This window comes from Amycolatopsis sp. NPDC051716 (genome assembly GCF_040681595.1).
In the GTDB taxonomy this organism is placed as follows: domain Bacteria; phylum Actinomycetota; class Actinomycetes; order Mycobacteriales; family Pseudonocardiaceae; genus Amycolatopsis.
Genome location: NZ_JBFAZA010000039.1, coordinates 1 through 12,843 on the forward strand (window position 1 = coordinate 1; position 12,843 = coordinate 12,843).

A 12,843-nucleotide genomic window follows, 5' to 3' on the forward strand; every position below is an offset into this window, starting at 1 on the left:
CGATGTAGTTGTGGTTGAGCATCCTGGCCTCTTCTTGAGCCAGGACGACCACCCGCCTCGCGCGGTCGGTGAACCTCTCAAACATGTGCACTCCCAAACCGGCGCGAACAGCACCTGACTAGCGGGGATCCAATCGGTCCTTGATGGAACTGACCAGGACACCGACCTCGTCGGTGTCCCGCTGCAGCTTGCCTCGTTTGACCAGGTCGTGTGCGCCCTGGCGGGTGATCCCGAGCATCGCGCTGGCGACCGACAGCGAGACGACGGGCGAAGTCGGGTGGCCGAGCCGCCGGGCGACCACGGAACCGAACGGGGTCCGCCACCAGGAAGCCGGCTGGGTGAACTCGGTCCCGTCCAGGTACAGGGCCGAAACGATCCTCGAAATCGTCGCCTCGGCGAGCCTGCTGTCCGGTCCCGTGACCTGAGCCGCCCACATCTCGGTGTCGGCCTGCAGCTGCTGCCGCAGGCCCTCGACGGCCGGCCGCAGTTCGTCACCGCTGAGGAGCTGCTCGAGGCGGTGGAGGATCTTCTCCTCGATGTCGTGCAGGAGCTGGCGGGCGATGGCGGTGTGCGTCGCGGTCGACGTCCCGTGCCCGGCACCTCGCGGCCGCCGGCGCGTGCTTTCGTTCAAGGGACCCTCCTCCCGTCGAGACCTCTGTCAAATTTACCAGCTGCTTGACGGCAAGTGTCAAGTCGGGGGCCGCTCCGCCGGTCCGGCCGAGCGCCGGGCGGCTCGCGCACGAGCTTGACAGCGTCTGTCAGGCGGGGCCACAATGCGGACGGGTCGAAGCGACGATTCACTGGGGGTTCTGCCGGGGGTAAACAATCGGAACGGGTGGCGTGGTGACGCGTCCGGTAAAAGTGCTGCCGTCCGTTCGGGTATTTCCTTGCGCGGATTTTCCCGCGGTCCGGTACCGCCGAATCCGAATAGCCGTCACGGCGGTCAGGAGAAATACCCGTGTCCCACACCGTCGTGATGACCGGAGCCACCCGGGGAATCGGCCGGGTGGCCGTCGAGCGCCTCGTCGGCGAAAACCGGAACGGCCATTTCGTGCTGCTCGGCCGCAGTCCGGGTGTCGCCGCGCTGGCGGACGAGCTCGGCGCCGGCGGGAGCCCGGTGCGGTGGATCGAGGCGGACTTGCTGTCGCTGGCGAGCGTCCGGGCCGCCTCCGGCCGGTTGCGGGCGCTGCTGGAGGAGAAGGAGCTGCCGCCGCTGCGCACGCTCGTGGCGAACGCGGGCCGGCAGTTCACCGACGCCCGGCACGAAACCGCGGAAGGCTTCGAGGCGACCTTCGCGATCAACGTCCTGGCCAACCACGTCCTCATCCGGCGGCTCGAGGACCTCTTCGAGACGCCGGCGCGGATCGTGATCACCGTGAGCGACACCCACTTCGGCGACTTCAAGCACAACTTGGGGATGGTCCCCGGACCCCGGTGGAGGGCGCCGGACGAACTCGCCCGCGTCGGCGCGTTCCCTCGTCCCGGCACGGTCGCTGCCGGCCGCACCGCGTACTCCACCAGCAAGCTCGCGGCCATCCACCTCGTCCACGAGTACGCGCGGCGGCTGCCCTCCGGGCTGGACGTCGTGTCGTACAACCCCGCGTTCGTACCGGGCACGGACCTGGCCAGGGACGCGAACGCCGTGGCGCGGTTCGCGATGCGCCGGGTGCTGCCGGCGCTGGCGCTGACGCCACTCGCCACCGGCCGGAAGGTGGCGGGCGGGTGCCTCGCCGACGTCGCCTTGGGCCGCGTCGACGCGCCGACCGGGTCGTACGTCGATCGCGCGGAGGTCGTCCGCTCGTCCGGCGAGTCCTACGACCCCGCGCGGGAACGGGAACTGTGGGACGCCGTCGAAGACCTCACCGCCCCGTACCGGCGGTGACCCGGACGGCGGCGTGACCCGGGAGGTTCGCCGGTGGTGCCGGGCGGGTCCGCCGGGCCACACCGGCGAACCCGCCCGGGCGAGCCGCTAGGCCTGCCGGGGGATCGGCTGGTCGGGGTCCCCGCCGATCAGGCCGAGCCGGGCCGCCTGGGCGCCCGCCTGGAACCGGGATCTGGCGGACAGCCGGTCCATCAGCCCGGCGACGTACCGGCGGTAGGTGCGCACCGACATGCCCAGCTGCCGGGCGGCCGTCTCGTCCTTGCAGCCGTTGCCCAGCAGGTCGAGCACCTGCGAGGCGATGTCGTCGTCCCGTTCGAACCCGTGCTGGCGGAACTCCTCCAGGTCGATCGCCTTCTCCCACGCCGCGGTGTACAGCAGGGACAGGCTGAGGACGATCTCGGTCGAGTTGATCAGGAAGATCTTCGACGGCCCGTCGTCGACGGCGGTGCGCAGGATCGCGACGCGCCTGCTCAGGATGGTCAGGTAGGGCAGGCGCTCGTGGTGCACCCGGACCGTCGCGTACCGGTTCAATTCGTCCAGCTGCGTTTCCCCTTCCAGTGACGTCGCGACCTCCGGTCGCGCCAGGACGCACACCTCGGTGCCGCCCGGACCCCCGGCCAGCCGGCTGAGCAGCGACGGGTGTGCTTCGAGCCGCGGCCGCGGGCTCCACACCGTGCACAGCTGCGCCGGTGCGCGGCCGGACCGCTGCAGGAACTGCGCGAGCACCGGCTTCAGTTCTTCTTCGCCCGCGCAGAGATCGACCATCGACGGGCTGTGTTCCCGGCAGTCGCGGTAGGTGCTCAGTGCGATGTCGACCATCCGCTGCGCCTGCTCGAGCGCGCGGTACACCTCGAACTGGTCGACGACGGACTCGTCCCTCAGCCAGTGCTCGGCATCGGGAGAAGGTTCCGGCAGACGGGACTGGTCCGGAATGATGTTGAAGCTTTGACAATTTTCGGCTGCAAATCGCAGGCTCTCGGTGGTTTCGGTCAACGCCACCCCCCAGTGTTTCACGCGGTCGTCCGGGCCTTACCGGAAGTAAGTCCCTCACCGGTTATCAGTATCCCCAGCCATCCGTGTCTTAGCCACCTCCACCGGTGTACGGGAATACGCTCGGAACACCCATTTGTGCCACTCTGACCGTGCGATGTCGAACCGATTTCCGAGGCAAGGGGAACAAGCTGCCAACGTTGCGCCAGTGCCGGGCAGCTTGCTGCCGTGCCGCGAAGAGCGGTACGGACCCCGACCATGCTGGCGGTATGGACTCGCGCACCGAGCAGCAGGCCCCCGTGCTGGACGCGGCCTTCATGGCCGATCCGTTCGACCTGTACGACCGGCTCCGCGACGCCGCCCCGGTCTGCGAGGTGCGCCTCCCCGGCGGAGCGCGGGCTTGGCTGGTGACCAGGTACGCGGACGTCCGCGCGGCCCTCACCGATCCGCGGCTGTCCATGGACAGCCGCAACGCCGGGCACAAGCGGTGGGGCGGCCTGCCCCTCCCGCGCGAACTGCGGGCGAACCTGTTCAACATGGACGCGCCGGACCACACCCGGGTGCGCGGCCTGATCGCGCACGCTTTCGGCAGGCGGCGGATGGAGGATCTCCAGACGGCCATCGAGGGCGAAGCGGACCGGCTGCTGGACGCCATGGCGGCGCGGGGACGGGCCGACCTCATCGCCGAGTTCGCCGTGCCCCTGCCGTTCATGGTCATCTGCGACCTGCTCGGGGTGACCGGCGGGGATCGCGCCGGGTTCCGGCACTGGGCCGACGAGATGTTCGCCGGCGAGGCGTACGCGCAGCCGGAACGGGTCAGGGACGCGGTCGGCAGCATCGTCGGCTTCCTGCAGGAGCTGATCGCGGACAAGCGGGCCCGGCCGGGCGACGACCTGCTTTCCGACCTCGTGCGGGCCCGGGACGGCGACGGACGGCTCAGCGAGCCCGAACTGACCGCGCTGGCGTTCCTGGTCCTGCTCGCCGGGTACGAGAACTCCACGAACATGATCGGCAACGGGGTGCTGGCGCTGCTGCGCCATCCCGGCCAGCTGGCGAAACTGCGTGCCCGGCCGGACCTGATCACGACGGCGGTGGACGAGCTGCTGCGCTACGACAGCCCGGCGAACGTCGCGTTGCGCCGGTTTCCGCTCGTGCCGGTCGAGATCGGCGGTGTCCCGATCCCGGCAGGCGAACAGGTGCTGCTGTCCTTCGCCTCGGCCAACCGCGACCCGGCCCGGTTCCCGGGTGCCGCCGACCTGGACGTCGAGCGGGCGGACAACCCGCACGTGGCCCTCGGGCACGGTCCGCACTACTGCGTCGGTGCGCCGCTGGCCCGGCTGGAGGGCCGGATCGCCATCGGCAAGCTGCTGGACCGGTTCCCCCGGCTCGCCCTCGCGGTGCCCGCCGCGTCGCTGAACTGGCGGCCGTCGGTGCGCAACCACGGCCTGGCCGAACTGCCCGTCGTGTTCTGACCGGGGTCCGCCGGACACCGAAGCCGAACGCAGAACGGGAAGGACCCGGCCGGGTCCTTCCCGTTCTGCGTGTCACCGCGTCATCGGCGACGGGCGAGGGTGAGGCCGTCGGAGAGCGGCAGCATCACGGCGTCGACCCGGTCGTCGGCGGCCACCAGGTCGTTGAACTCGCGCATCACGGCTACCCGCTCGTCGTCGGGGGAGACCACCCGGCCGTGGCGCAGCACGTTGTCCACGGCGATGATCCCGCCGGGACGCACCCGCGGCACCAGTTCGGCCCAGTACGCCGGGTAGTTGCGCTTGTCGGAGTCCATGAACACGAAGTCCACGACCGGGTCGGCGGGCAACGACTTGAGCGTCTCGATCGCCGGCGCGATCCGCAGCTCGATCCGGTCGGCCACGCCGGCCTTCTCCCAGTGCACGCGGGCCATCTCGGTCCATTCCTCACTGACGTCGCAGGTCAGCAGGCGGCCGCCCGGGGCGAGGCCGCGGGCGATCGCCAGCGCCGAGTACCCGGTGTAGGTGCCCAGCTCGATGGCGTTGCGGGCGCCGAGGAGGCCGGCCACCATGGTCAGCAGGCCCGCCTGCTCCGGCGGGATCTGCATGGCCGCGCTCTCCGGGAAGACCCGCGCCGTCTCGGCGACCAGGTCGTCGGCGGCCGGACCGAGCGGCATGCTGTGCGCCACCACGTAGCGGTGCAGTTCGGGGGTCAGATCGACTTGCCGCCTGAGTGCGGTCATGGCTCCTACTCCTGGTGGGCCGCGGCGAACGGGGACCGGACGCCCGCGATGCGGATGAGCGCGGCGGTGACGCAGCGGTCGGCGAGTGCGGTGACGGTCAGCGAAGGCGGCACGGCGCCGGTCGTGCCGGGGATCAGCGAACTGTCGATGACGAACAGGTTGGGGTAGCCCTGGACCTGGCCGAACGAGTCGGTGACCGCGCCGAGCACGGCGCCCCCGAGCGAGAGGGGAGTGCCGCCCGCGTTCAGGTGGTAGGTCCTGGTGCCGGGGTTGGCGGCGTTGAGCCGGTTCAGCGTGCCGGCGACCGCCGTGTTCAGCTTGACCACCGCCGGATCGCTGCTGGGCCAGTTGAGCGTCACGCTGTCCGCGGCCGCGTCGTAGCTGAAGCTGCCCAGCGGCGGCGCGGGGACCACGGCCACCGCGGCCGAGATGCCGCCGCCCTCCGGCGACGGTCCCGACGGGAAGCTGCCCAACGTCACCGGGCCGTCCGGGTTGCCCCAGTCCTTGAGGGACATGGCCGCGGGCCCGCCGTTGGTCGGCTGGTACGGCTCGCCGACCCGGATGGTCTCGAGCTCGCTGCCCGGGCCCCACAGCCGGCCGACCTGGTCGTTCAGCCGGGGCAGCGTGCCACGGCCCTTCGCCTTGACCAGGAGCTGGCTGGTCCCGGTCGAGCCGGCGGCGAGGAACACGTACCGCGCGGAGAAGCGCGGCCGCTCGAGGACCTCGCCGGTCTCGCTGATCCGCTCGCACTCGACGAGGTACCGGTCGCCCTCCCGGCGCAGCCCGGTCACCTGGTGCAACGTCCGCACGGTGACCTTGCCGGTGCGTTCGGCCGCGGGCATGATCGTGCGGTCCACGCTCAGCTTGGCACCGCTGTTCATGCCCCAGCCGCCGAGGCCGGCGATCGCGGACGCGCGCACCTTGCCCGCCAGCTCCTGGCGGACGACGTTCCAGTCCACCAGCACGTCCGGCCGGAACGCCTCCAGGCCGGCCGCCGTGGCCTCCTCCTTGAACATGCGGGCGCTGAAGTACGGGTCCGAGGCGAGGACGTCGTCGGGAATCGGCGCGGCGCCCAGCAGCCGCCGCGCCCGCGGGTACCAGATCCGGTTCATTTCGTCGTAGTCGAGGCGCGTGCCGAAGGAGGCTTCGAACTGCGCGCGGATCGGCTGCAGCGTGACGCCGTTGTTGACGAGCGAGCCGCCGCCCACCCCGGCGCCGTTGTGCACGAACACCCCGTTGCCGTCGAGCTGCTCGAGAACGCCCGCGTACCGGGGGACCGGGAAGCTGGTGGACATCCACGCGGCACGGCCGTCCGGGGTCCACGGTTCGGCGAACGTGTCGCCCGCCGGCGTGATCGGCCACCGGCGCCCGCGTTCGAGCAGGACCGTGCAGACGCCGGCCTGGGACAGCCGCAGGGCCGCCACCGCGCCCGCGTAGCCCGCGCCGATGATCAGGGCGCCGACCTCAACCGGGTCGCCGGTCGCCGCGAAGGCGGGGACGCCGGCGCCGGCCGCGAGCCCGGCCGCGGTCAGCGCACCGGCCCCCATGAGAAAGTTCCGGCGGGTCAATCCAGCCACGGCAGTCTTCTCCTTCACTGCGGACGTCGGGCGGTCGCGGACACGGACAGCGGAAGCTGCTTCACGCCGCAGAGTTCGAAGCGGTTGTAGTACGACGGCGCCGCCGTCGCGGCGAACTCCGGGTACCGGTCCAGCAGCAGGCCCAGTGAAACCTTGGCCTCCAGCCGCGCCAGCTGGGTGCCGACGCAGAAGTGGGTCCCGTGGCCGAACGTCAGGTGGGCGTTGGGGCTGCGGCGGATGTCGAACACGTCGGGGCGCTCGAACTGGCGCTCGTCGTGGTTGCCCGACAGGGTCCAGATGACGGCGAGTCTGCCCGCCGGGAGGTCCACCCCGCCGAGCTGCGTCGGCTTCTTCACCATGCGCGCGGCCAGCGTGGTCGGCGACCGGAACCGCAGCACCTCTTCGACGGCCGCGGGCAGCAGCGAGCGGTCCGCGCGCACCGCGGCGAGGTCGTCCGGGTGCTCCAGCAGGCACGCCACCGTGTTGCCCAGCATCATCGTGGTGGACATGTGGCCGCCGAGCAGCATCCCGGCCGCGAAGCCGACGACCTCGTCGTCGGTGAGGCTCTCCCCGTCCACGGTGGCCATCGCCAGCCCGGTGATGAGGTCGTCCCGCGGGTGCGCTCGCCGCGACCGCACGTGGCCCAGCACGTACTCGCACAGCTCCCGCATCGCCTTCGTGACCGCTTCGGGGATGTTGACGTCGGTGCCCTGGCCGTCGAACGGGCTCTCATAGGTGGCCGAGAGCATCGCCTCGTTCCAGGTGCGGAACATCTCCTGGTCGCTTGCCGGAATGCCGAGCAGCTCGGCGATCACCGTGACGGGCAGGGGATAGGCGAGCTCGGTGACGTAGTCGAACTCGTCCTTGTCGGCCACCGAATCCAGCAGGGCCGTCGCGATGGCCGCGATCCGCGGCTCGTACTCGGCGACCACCCTGGGCGTGAACGCCTGGCTGACCAGGCGGCGCAGCTTGCCGTGCCGGGGCGGGTCGGCGCCCAGCGGGTTGCCCGACATGAACCGCTCGACGTCGGGGTCGGCACCGGTGCCCGCGTGGCCCAGCTGCGACGAGAAGGACGCGGGGTCGGACAGCGCCCGGACCGCCTCCGCGTAGCCGAAGACGTTCACCGCCCCGGTCTGTTCGCTGTAGGTCACCGTGCCGGCGGCGCGCATCCGCTGCAGCCAGCTCAGCAGTGCGGCGCCGCCGTCGCCGGTCGACGGGGGCTGGTCGGTCACGATGGGCGAGTTCATCGGCTCCTCGCTTTGCTTGCTCGACGACGGGAGATCGGCTGACGACCGCGTCCGTCGCGGGCAGGCTGGGCCGCCCCGGCCAGGTCGTTCGCAGCGACGCTAGCCAGGCACCGCCGGCATTCCAGGGCGCCTGGCAACAACTTGACCGGCGCAGCACACATTGCTGCCAGCGGACGCGCGGGCCCCGCGCGGACGACAGCTTCCTGCCACGATCCGGCCGCCGCCGGGCGCGGTGCGGCAGAGTCCGCGTAGATGAGCAGCACAGCACCGTCCGCCATCCCCGATCACTGCGTCGTGGACCACGTGTTCGCGGTGCCGCGGCCGCCGGACCGGCCCGCCATCGTGGACGCCGCGACCGGGGACACGCTGACCTACGGCGAACTGGCCGACCGGATCGACCGGGTGGCCGGGGCGCTGCAGCAGCGCGGCCTCGGCACCGGCGATGTCGTCGCGATCTTCGGCTTGAACAGCGGGCAGTTCGCCGTGGCCCTCTACGCGAGCCTGCGCACCGGCGCGACCGCCACGCTGGTCAACAGCCTCTACACCGAGCCGGAGGTGCGGGCCCAGCTCGAGCACAGCCGGGCCTGCCTGGTGTTCGCCGACGCCGCCTGCCTGCCGCGCGTCCCCGCCGGTACACCGGTGATCGGGCTCGACGTCCCCGCCGGGCCCGGCGGGGAGACGCTGCGGTCACTGGCGGAGCGGGGCCACCGCGCCCGGGCGGTGCGCATCGACCCGGCAGCCGACGTCGCGCTCCTGCCGTACTCCTCCGGCACGACCGGGACCAGCAAGGCGGTGATGCTGACCCATCGCAACCTGGTGGCGAACATGTGCCAGAACGACGCGTTCATGACGGACCTGACCGACGGCTCGCGGGTGCTCGCGTCGCCGCCGTTCTTCCACATCTACGGCACGCAGATCGTCCTCAACCTCAGCCTGCGTGCCGGTGCGCTCGTCGTCACCCTGCCGCGCTTCGAGTTCCGCGCGTTCCTCGACGCCATCACCCGGTACCGGACCGATCGGGTCTACGCCTCCCCACCGGTGCTGGTGCTGCTGGCCAAGAGCCCGCTCGAGGGCGACGCCGATCTGGGCGCCGTCCGCTACCTGTTCTCCGGTGCCGCACCGCTGGACGAAGCCCTCGCCGGGACGGTCGCGGCCCGGCTGGGCTGCCGGATCCGCCAGGGTTACGGGATGACGGAGCTGGGCCCGACGTCGCACGCGACCCCCGACCACCGCGACGACCTGCCCGTCGGCTCGGTCGGGCTGCCGGCGCCCTACACGGACTGGCGCGTGGTCGACCCCGGAACCGGCCGGGACGCCGGGCCGGGGCGGACCGGTGAGCTGTGGTGCCGCGGCCCGAACGTGATGAGGGGGTACCTGCGTGATCCCGAAGCCACGGCGGCGACCATCGACGCCGACGGCTTCCTGCACACCGGCGACCTCGTCCGCCACGACGCCGACGGCGTGCTCACCGTCGTCGGCAGGCTCAAGGAGCTCATCAAGTACAAGGGCCACCAGGTGCCGCCCGCCGAGCTCGAAGCGGTGCTGATGCAGCACCCGGGCATCGCCGACGCCGCCGTCGCCGGACGGCCCGACGAGCTGGCGGGCGAGATCCCGGTCGCGTTCGTCGTCCGCCGCCCCGGCGGGGACGGGCCGACCGCCGAGGCGGTGCTCGACTTCGTCGCCGTCCGGGTGGCTCCGCACAAGAAAGTGCGGGCGGTCCGGTTCGTCGAGCGGATCCCGAAGTCCGGCTCCGGCAAGATCCTCCGGCGGCTGCTGCCCGTGTGACGGCGGGGCCGCGGTGGTGGCAGCAAGCTGTCGGCAACGGCGTGGGGCGCGCCCGCGCGCATTACGTTGCGGGGTATGGCTTCTCGGAATGGTGCAGCGACCTCGGCGGACTGGCTTCGGCGGTACTCGGACACGCGCGGTGCGGCGGTCCGGCTGGTGTGCTTTCCCCACGCCGGTGGCGCCGCGAACTTCTTCCGGTCCTGGCCGGACGCGCTCGGGCCGCGGGTGGACGTGGTCGCGGTGCAGTACCCGGGACGGCACGACCGGATGGGCGTGCCGTGCGAGGACACGATGGCGGGCGCGGTGACGCCGATCGCGCACGCGCTGGCCGAACCCGGCGACCGGCCGACCGTGTTCTTCGGGCACAGCATGGGGGCGGCGATCGCCTTCGAGGTGGCGCTGGAGCTCGAGCGCGGGAACGGGCCCGCGCCCCGCGAGATCGTGGTGTCGGCGCGGGAGGCGCCGGATTCGGCGCACCGACGGCCGGAGGACTTCCGGACCGACGAGGACATCATCGCCGAGGTGCGGCGGCTCGGCGGCGTCTCGGCGGAGCTGATCGACAACGAGGACTTCCGGAGCTTCGCCATGCCCGCGCTGCGCGGGGACTTCCGGCTGATCACCGGATATCGCCCGGACCCGGCCCGTGCGGTCCGCGCGGCGCTGACCGCCTACGTCGGCGACCGGGACCCGGACCTGTCCGAGGAGGACATGCGGGCCTGGGCGAAGTACACGACGGGGGACTTCGCGTGCCGGGTGTTCCCCGGCGACCACTTCTACCTCGCGGAGCGGCCCGACGAGGTGCTGGCGGACCTGGCTCTGCGGCTGGTCGCCGAGCGCACGTCCGAGGTCGGGTGACGGCGGGGCAGAGCCGTGGCCGGTGCCGTACCGGGGCGATTCCGGCAGCACGACTTCTCGAACGACCTTGCCGGAACCCCGTGCCGGCGTCGGTGGCGCGTGGCGCTCAGCCCGTGCCGTGGACTTCGGTGAACACCGACAGTGCCACCTCCGGCTCGTAGGCCAAGACGATCCGGTTGGCGCGGTGCCGGAGTGCTTCGACGGCGTGCGCGCGGCAGGCCGGGGTCGCTTCCCAGCCGGCGGCGAAGACGAGGACGGCCAGTACCGGGCCGGCCGGGCAGCCGGGTGTGCTGCAGCCCGCGGCGACGGCGGACGGCTGGGTGTTCGTGGTGGCGTAGGCGTCGGCGGCCAGCGCGGAGAGCAGGCCGATCGCCAGCGCGGCGGCCGCTCCGGCCGGCGGGCGGGCCCGCAGGGCGATCGCGTGCGCGTCGAGCAGCGCCGTGTCGAGCAGGTCGACGCGCTGGGCCGGTGCGGCCGCCGCCAGCTCCGCGAGCTGGGTGCGCAGGCCCTCAAGGCGGTCCGTCTCCGCGTGTTCTTCCGCGGTGGCCAGCACGGCTTCGACGCACTCGGCCAGCTGGGCGCCGCGGCGCTGCCACCAGTCCAGCTTGCGACGGCGTTCCTCGCTGAGCCCGGTCAGGCCGGGCCACCGGCGCTTGGCGCCCTGCCTGGTGGTCTCCGCCGCGTCCCCGATCGCGGGGTAGTCGGCGTGGTGCCGGGCCGCCGAGAGCGCCGCGGACGCCGCCAGCTGCTCCGCGCTGTCGGAGATCACCTGCAGCGTTGTCAGGACGGCCAGCCACTCGCGTTGCGGGACGGCGTCCGGGGCGAACTCCGGCAGTTCCCGCGCCGCTGTCCAGGCCAGCTGCTCCACCGCCAGTGCCAAGGCGGCGCGTTGGGCGTCGGACAGCTTTCGCACGGGCGGCTCCTCGCGAGCGGGCTCCTTGACAACACTTGTTTACGCCACCATCATGAGCTGCGACAACATCTGTTGTCAATGGCGAACAGTGGCGAACAGGGGAGAACATGCGGTTACTGGTCATCGGCGGCACGTCGTTCGTCGGGCGCGCGATCGTGACGGAAGCCCTCGGCCGCGGGCATGACGTCACGACCTTCAACCGGGGGCTGACCGGCAAGGACGTCGACGGCGTCGAGCCGCTTCGCGGGGACCGGTCCACCGACGAAGGCCTGGAGGCGCTCGCCGGGCGCTCGTTCGACGCGGTCGCCGACCCGAGCGGGCTGGTGCCTGCCCACGTCCTCCGCACCGCGCGGGCGCTGGCCGATTCGGCTCCGTTCTACGCGTACGTCTCCACCACGGCCGTCTACCAGAAGTGGGACACCGCTCCGGTGGACGAGTCGGCCGCGACCTGGCCGGGGGTGGCCGACGAGGACGGCGACGCGGCCGACTACGCGAAGTACCCGGCGCACAAGCGCGGGTCCGAGCTGGCGGTCGAGCAGGTCTACGGTGCGGACGCGGCGCTGATCGCCCGCGCCGGCTCGATCGTGGGGCCGCACGACAACCTGGGGCAGCTGCCGTGGTGGCTCACCCGGATCGCGGCCGGCGGCCGGGTCGTCGCCCCCGGTGACCCCGGGCGTGGGCTGCAGCTGATCGACGTGCGCGACGTGGCCGCGTTCGTGCTGGACCAGGCCGAGACCCGGACCGGCGGCACCCACAACGTCGTCCCGGACGGGACGAACACCACGATGGGCGAGCTCGTCGACAGCTGTGTGGGGGCGACCGGCTCCGGTGCCACTCCCGTGTGGATGGACGAGGGTTTCCTGTTCTCCCAGGGTGTCCAGCCGTGGGGCGAGCTTCCACTGTGGATCCCGAACGTGCCCGACACGGCGGGCTTCTGGGCCGTGTCCGGTGCGTCGGCGAAGGCCGCGGGCCTGCGGACCCGGCCGGTCGCGGAGTCCGTGCGGGACACCTGGGAGTGGCTGCGCTCGGGCGGCGAGGTCCGGACCACGCCGGGCGCCCCGCCGCTCGGCCTGGCCACCGAGAAGGAGCAGCAGGTGCTCGCGGCCTGGGACACCCGGCCGGCCGGCTGAACGGCCGCCCGGCCGGGCGGAGGCGGTCAGGCCGGCCCACCGGCCCGGCCGTCCACCAGGCCGGCCGGGCGCAGGTCGGTCCAGGCGCGCTCGATGTAGTCCAGGCACTCCTGCCGTGCGGCCTCGCCGTGGACCGACGTCCAGCCGGCGGGCACCGGAACGTGCGCGGGCCACATCGAGTGCTGCCGTTCGTCGTTGACCAGCACGAGGTACCGGCCGTTTTCGTCATCGAACGGGTTGGTCATGGGTGTC

The 12,843-nt window shown here is 72.2% G+C and carries 12 protein-coding genes; 5 read left to right on the forward strand and 7 right to left on the reverse strand.

The window, feature by feature from the left end:
- Positions 1-118: 118 nt before the first annotated feature.
- Positions 119-631 carry a hypothetical protein gene (locus AB0M30_RS38490; protein WP_364594732.1) on the reverse strand — a complete coding sequence of 171 codons (513 nt, stop codon included), beginning with the start codon at positions 629-631 and terminating at the stop codon, positions 119-121.
- Positions 632-958: 327 nt separating this feature from the next.
- On the opposite strand from AB0M30_RS38490, the gene AB0M30_RS38495 reads away from it, so the two are divergent.
- Positions 959-1,882, forward strand: a complete 924-nt coding sequence (locus tag AB0M30_RS38495) for an SDR family NAD(P)-dependent oxidoreductase (RefSeq protein WP_364594735.1) — start codon at positions 959-961, stop codon at positions 1,880-1,882.
- Positions 1,883-1,969: 87 nt separating this feature from the next.
- Here the strand turns inward: AB0M30_RS38495 and AB0M30_RS38500 are convergent, their stop codons facing one another.
- Positions 1,970-2,875 carry a hypothetical protein gene (locus tag AB0M30_RS38500; RefSeq protein WP_364594738.1) on the reverse strand — a complete coding sequence of 302 codons (906 nt, stop codon included), beginning with the start codon at positions 2,873-2,875 and terminating at the stop codon, positions 1,970-1,972.
- Positions 2,876-3,141: 266 nt separating this feature from the next.
- Between AB0M30_RS38500 and AB0M30_RS38505 the strand changes: the two genes are divergently transcribed.
- Positions 3,142-4,344 carry a cytochrome P450 gene (locus AB0M30_RS38505; protein WP_364594741.1) on the forward strand — a complete coding sequence of 401 codons (1,203 nt, stop codon included), beginning with the start codon at positions 3,142-3,144 and terminating at the stop codon, positions 4,342-4,344.
- Between the two features lie 80 nt (positions 4,345-4,424).
- Here the strand turns inward: AB0M30_RS38505 and AB0M30_RS38510 are convergent, their stop codons facing one another.
- The 3 genes from AB0M30_RS38510 to AB0M30_RS38520 are packed head-to-tail and all read right to left on the reverse strand — an operon-like array spanning position 4,425 to position 7,908.
- Positions 4,425-5,084: a class I SAM-dependent methyltransferase gene (locus AB0M30_RS38510; RefSeq protein WP_364594744.1), complete on the reverse strand. Its 660-nt coding sequence runs from the start codon at positions 5,082-5,084 to the stop codon at positions 4,425-4,427.
- A 5-nt stretch (positions 5,085-5,089) separates the two neighbouring features.
- A complete protein-coding gene (locus tag AB0M30_RS38515) occupies positions 5,090-6,661 on the reverse strand; it encodes a GMC oxidoreductase (protein ID WP_364594747.1) in 1,572 nt (523 codons plus the stop codon).
- A 14-nt stretch (positions 6,662-6,675) separates the two neighbouring features.
- Positions 6,676-7,908 (reverse strand): cytochrome P450, encoded by a 1,233-nt coding sequence (locus AB0M30_RS38520; RefSeq protein ID WP_364594750.1) that lies wholly within the window; start codon positions 7,906-7,908, stop codon positions 6,676-6,678.
- A 252-nt stretch (positions 7,909-8,160) separates the two neighbouring features.
- Between AB0M30_RS38520 and AB0M30_RS38525 the strand changes: the two genes are divergently transcribed.
- Together AB0M30_RS38525 and AB0M30_RS38530 are read left to right on the forward strand one after the other, a co-directional pair.
- On the forward strand, positions 8,161-9,693 hold the full coding sequence (locus tag AB0M30_RS38525) for an AMP-binding protein (protein WP_364594753.1): 1,533 nt from the start codon (positions 8,161-8,163) through the stop codon (positions 9,691-9,693).
- A gap of 75 nt (positions 9,694-9,768) precedes the next feature.
- Positions 9,769-10,548 (forward strand): alpha/beta fold hydrolase, encoded by a 780-nt coding sequence (locus AB0M30_RS38530; RefSeq protein WP_364594756.1) that lies wholly within the window; start codon positions 9,769-9,771, stop codon positions 10,546-10,548.
- Positions 10,549-10,654: 106 nt separating this feature from the next.
- Here AB0M30_RS38530 and AB0M30_RS38535 read toward each other — a convergent pair whose 3' ends face one another.
- On the reverse strand, positions 10,655-11,461 hold the full coding sequence (locus AB0M30_RS38535; protein ID WP_364594759.1) for a hypothetical protein: 807 nt from the start codon (positions 11,459-11,461) through the stop codon (positions 10,655-10,657).
- Positions 11,462-11,568: 107 nt separating this feature from the next.
- Between AB0M30_RS38535 and AB0M30_RS38540 the strand changes: the two genes are divergently transcribed.
- Positions 11,569-12,591 carry an NAD-dependent epimerase/dehydratase family protein gene (locus AB0M30_RS38540; protein WP_364594762.1) on the forward strand — a complete coding sequence of 341 codons (1,023 nt, stop codon included), beginning with the start codon at positions 11,569-11,571 and terminating at the stop codon, positions 12,589-12,591.
- Positions 12,592-12,617: 26 nt separating this feature from the next.
- Here the strand turns inward: AB0M30_RS38540 and AB0M30_RS38545 are convergent, their stop codons facing one another.
- Complete coding sequence (locus AB0M30_RS38545; RefSeq protein WP_364594765.1) at positions 12,618-12,836, reverse strand: MbtH family protein; 219 nt, start codon at positions 12,834-12,836, stop codon at positions 12,618-12,620.
- Positions 12,837-12,843 lie beyond the last annotated feature (7 nt).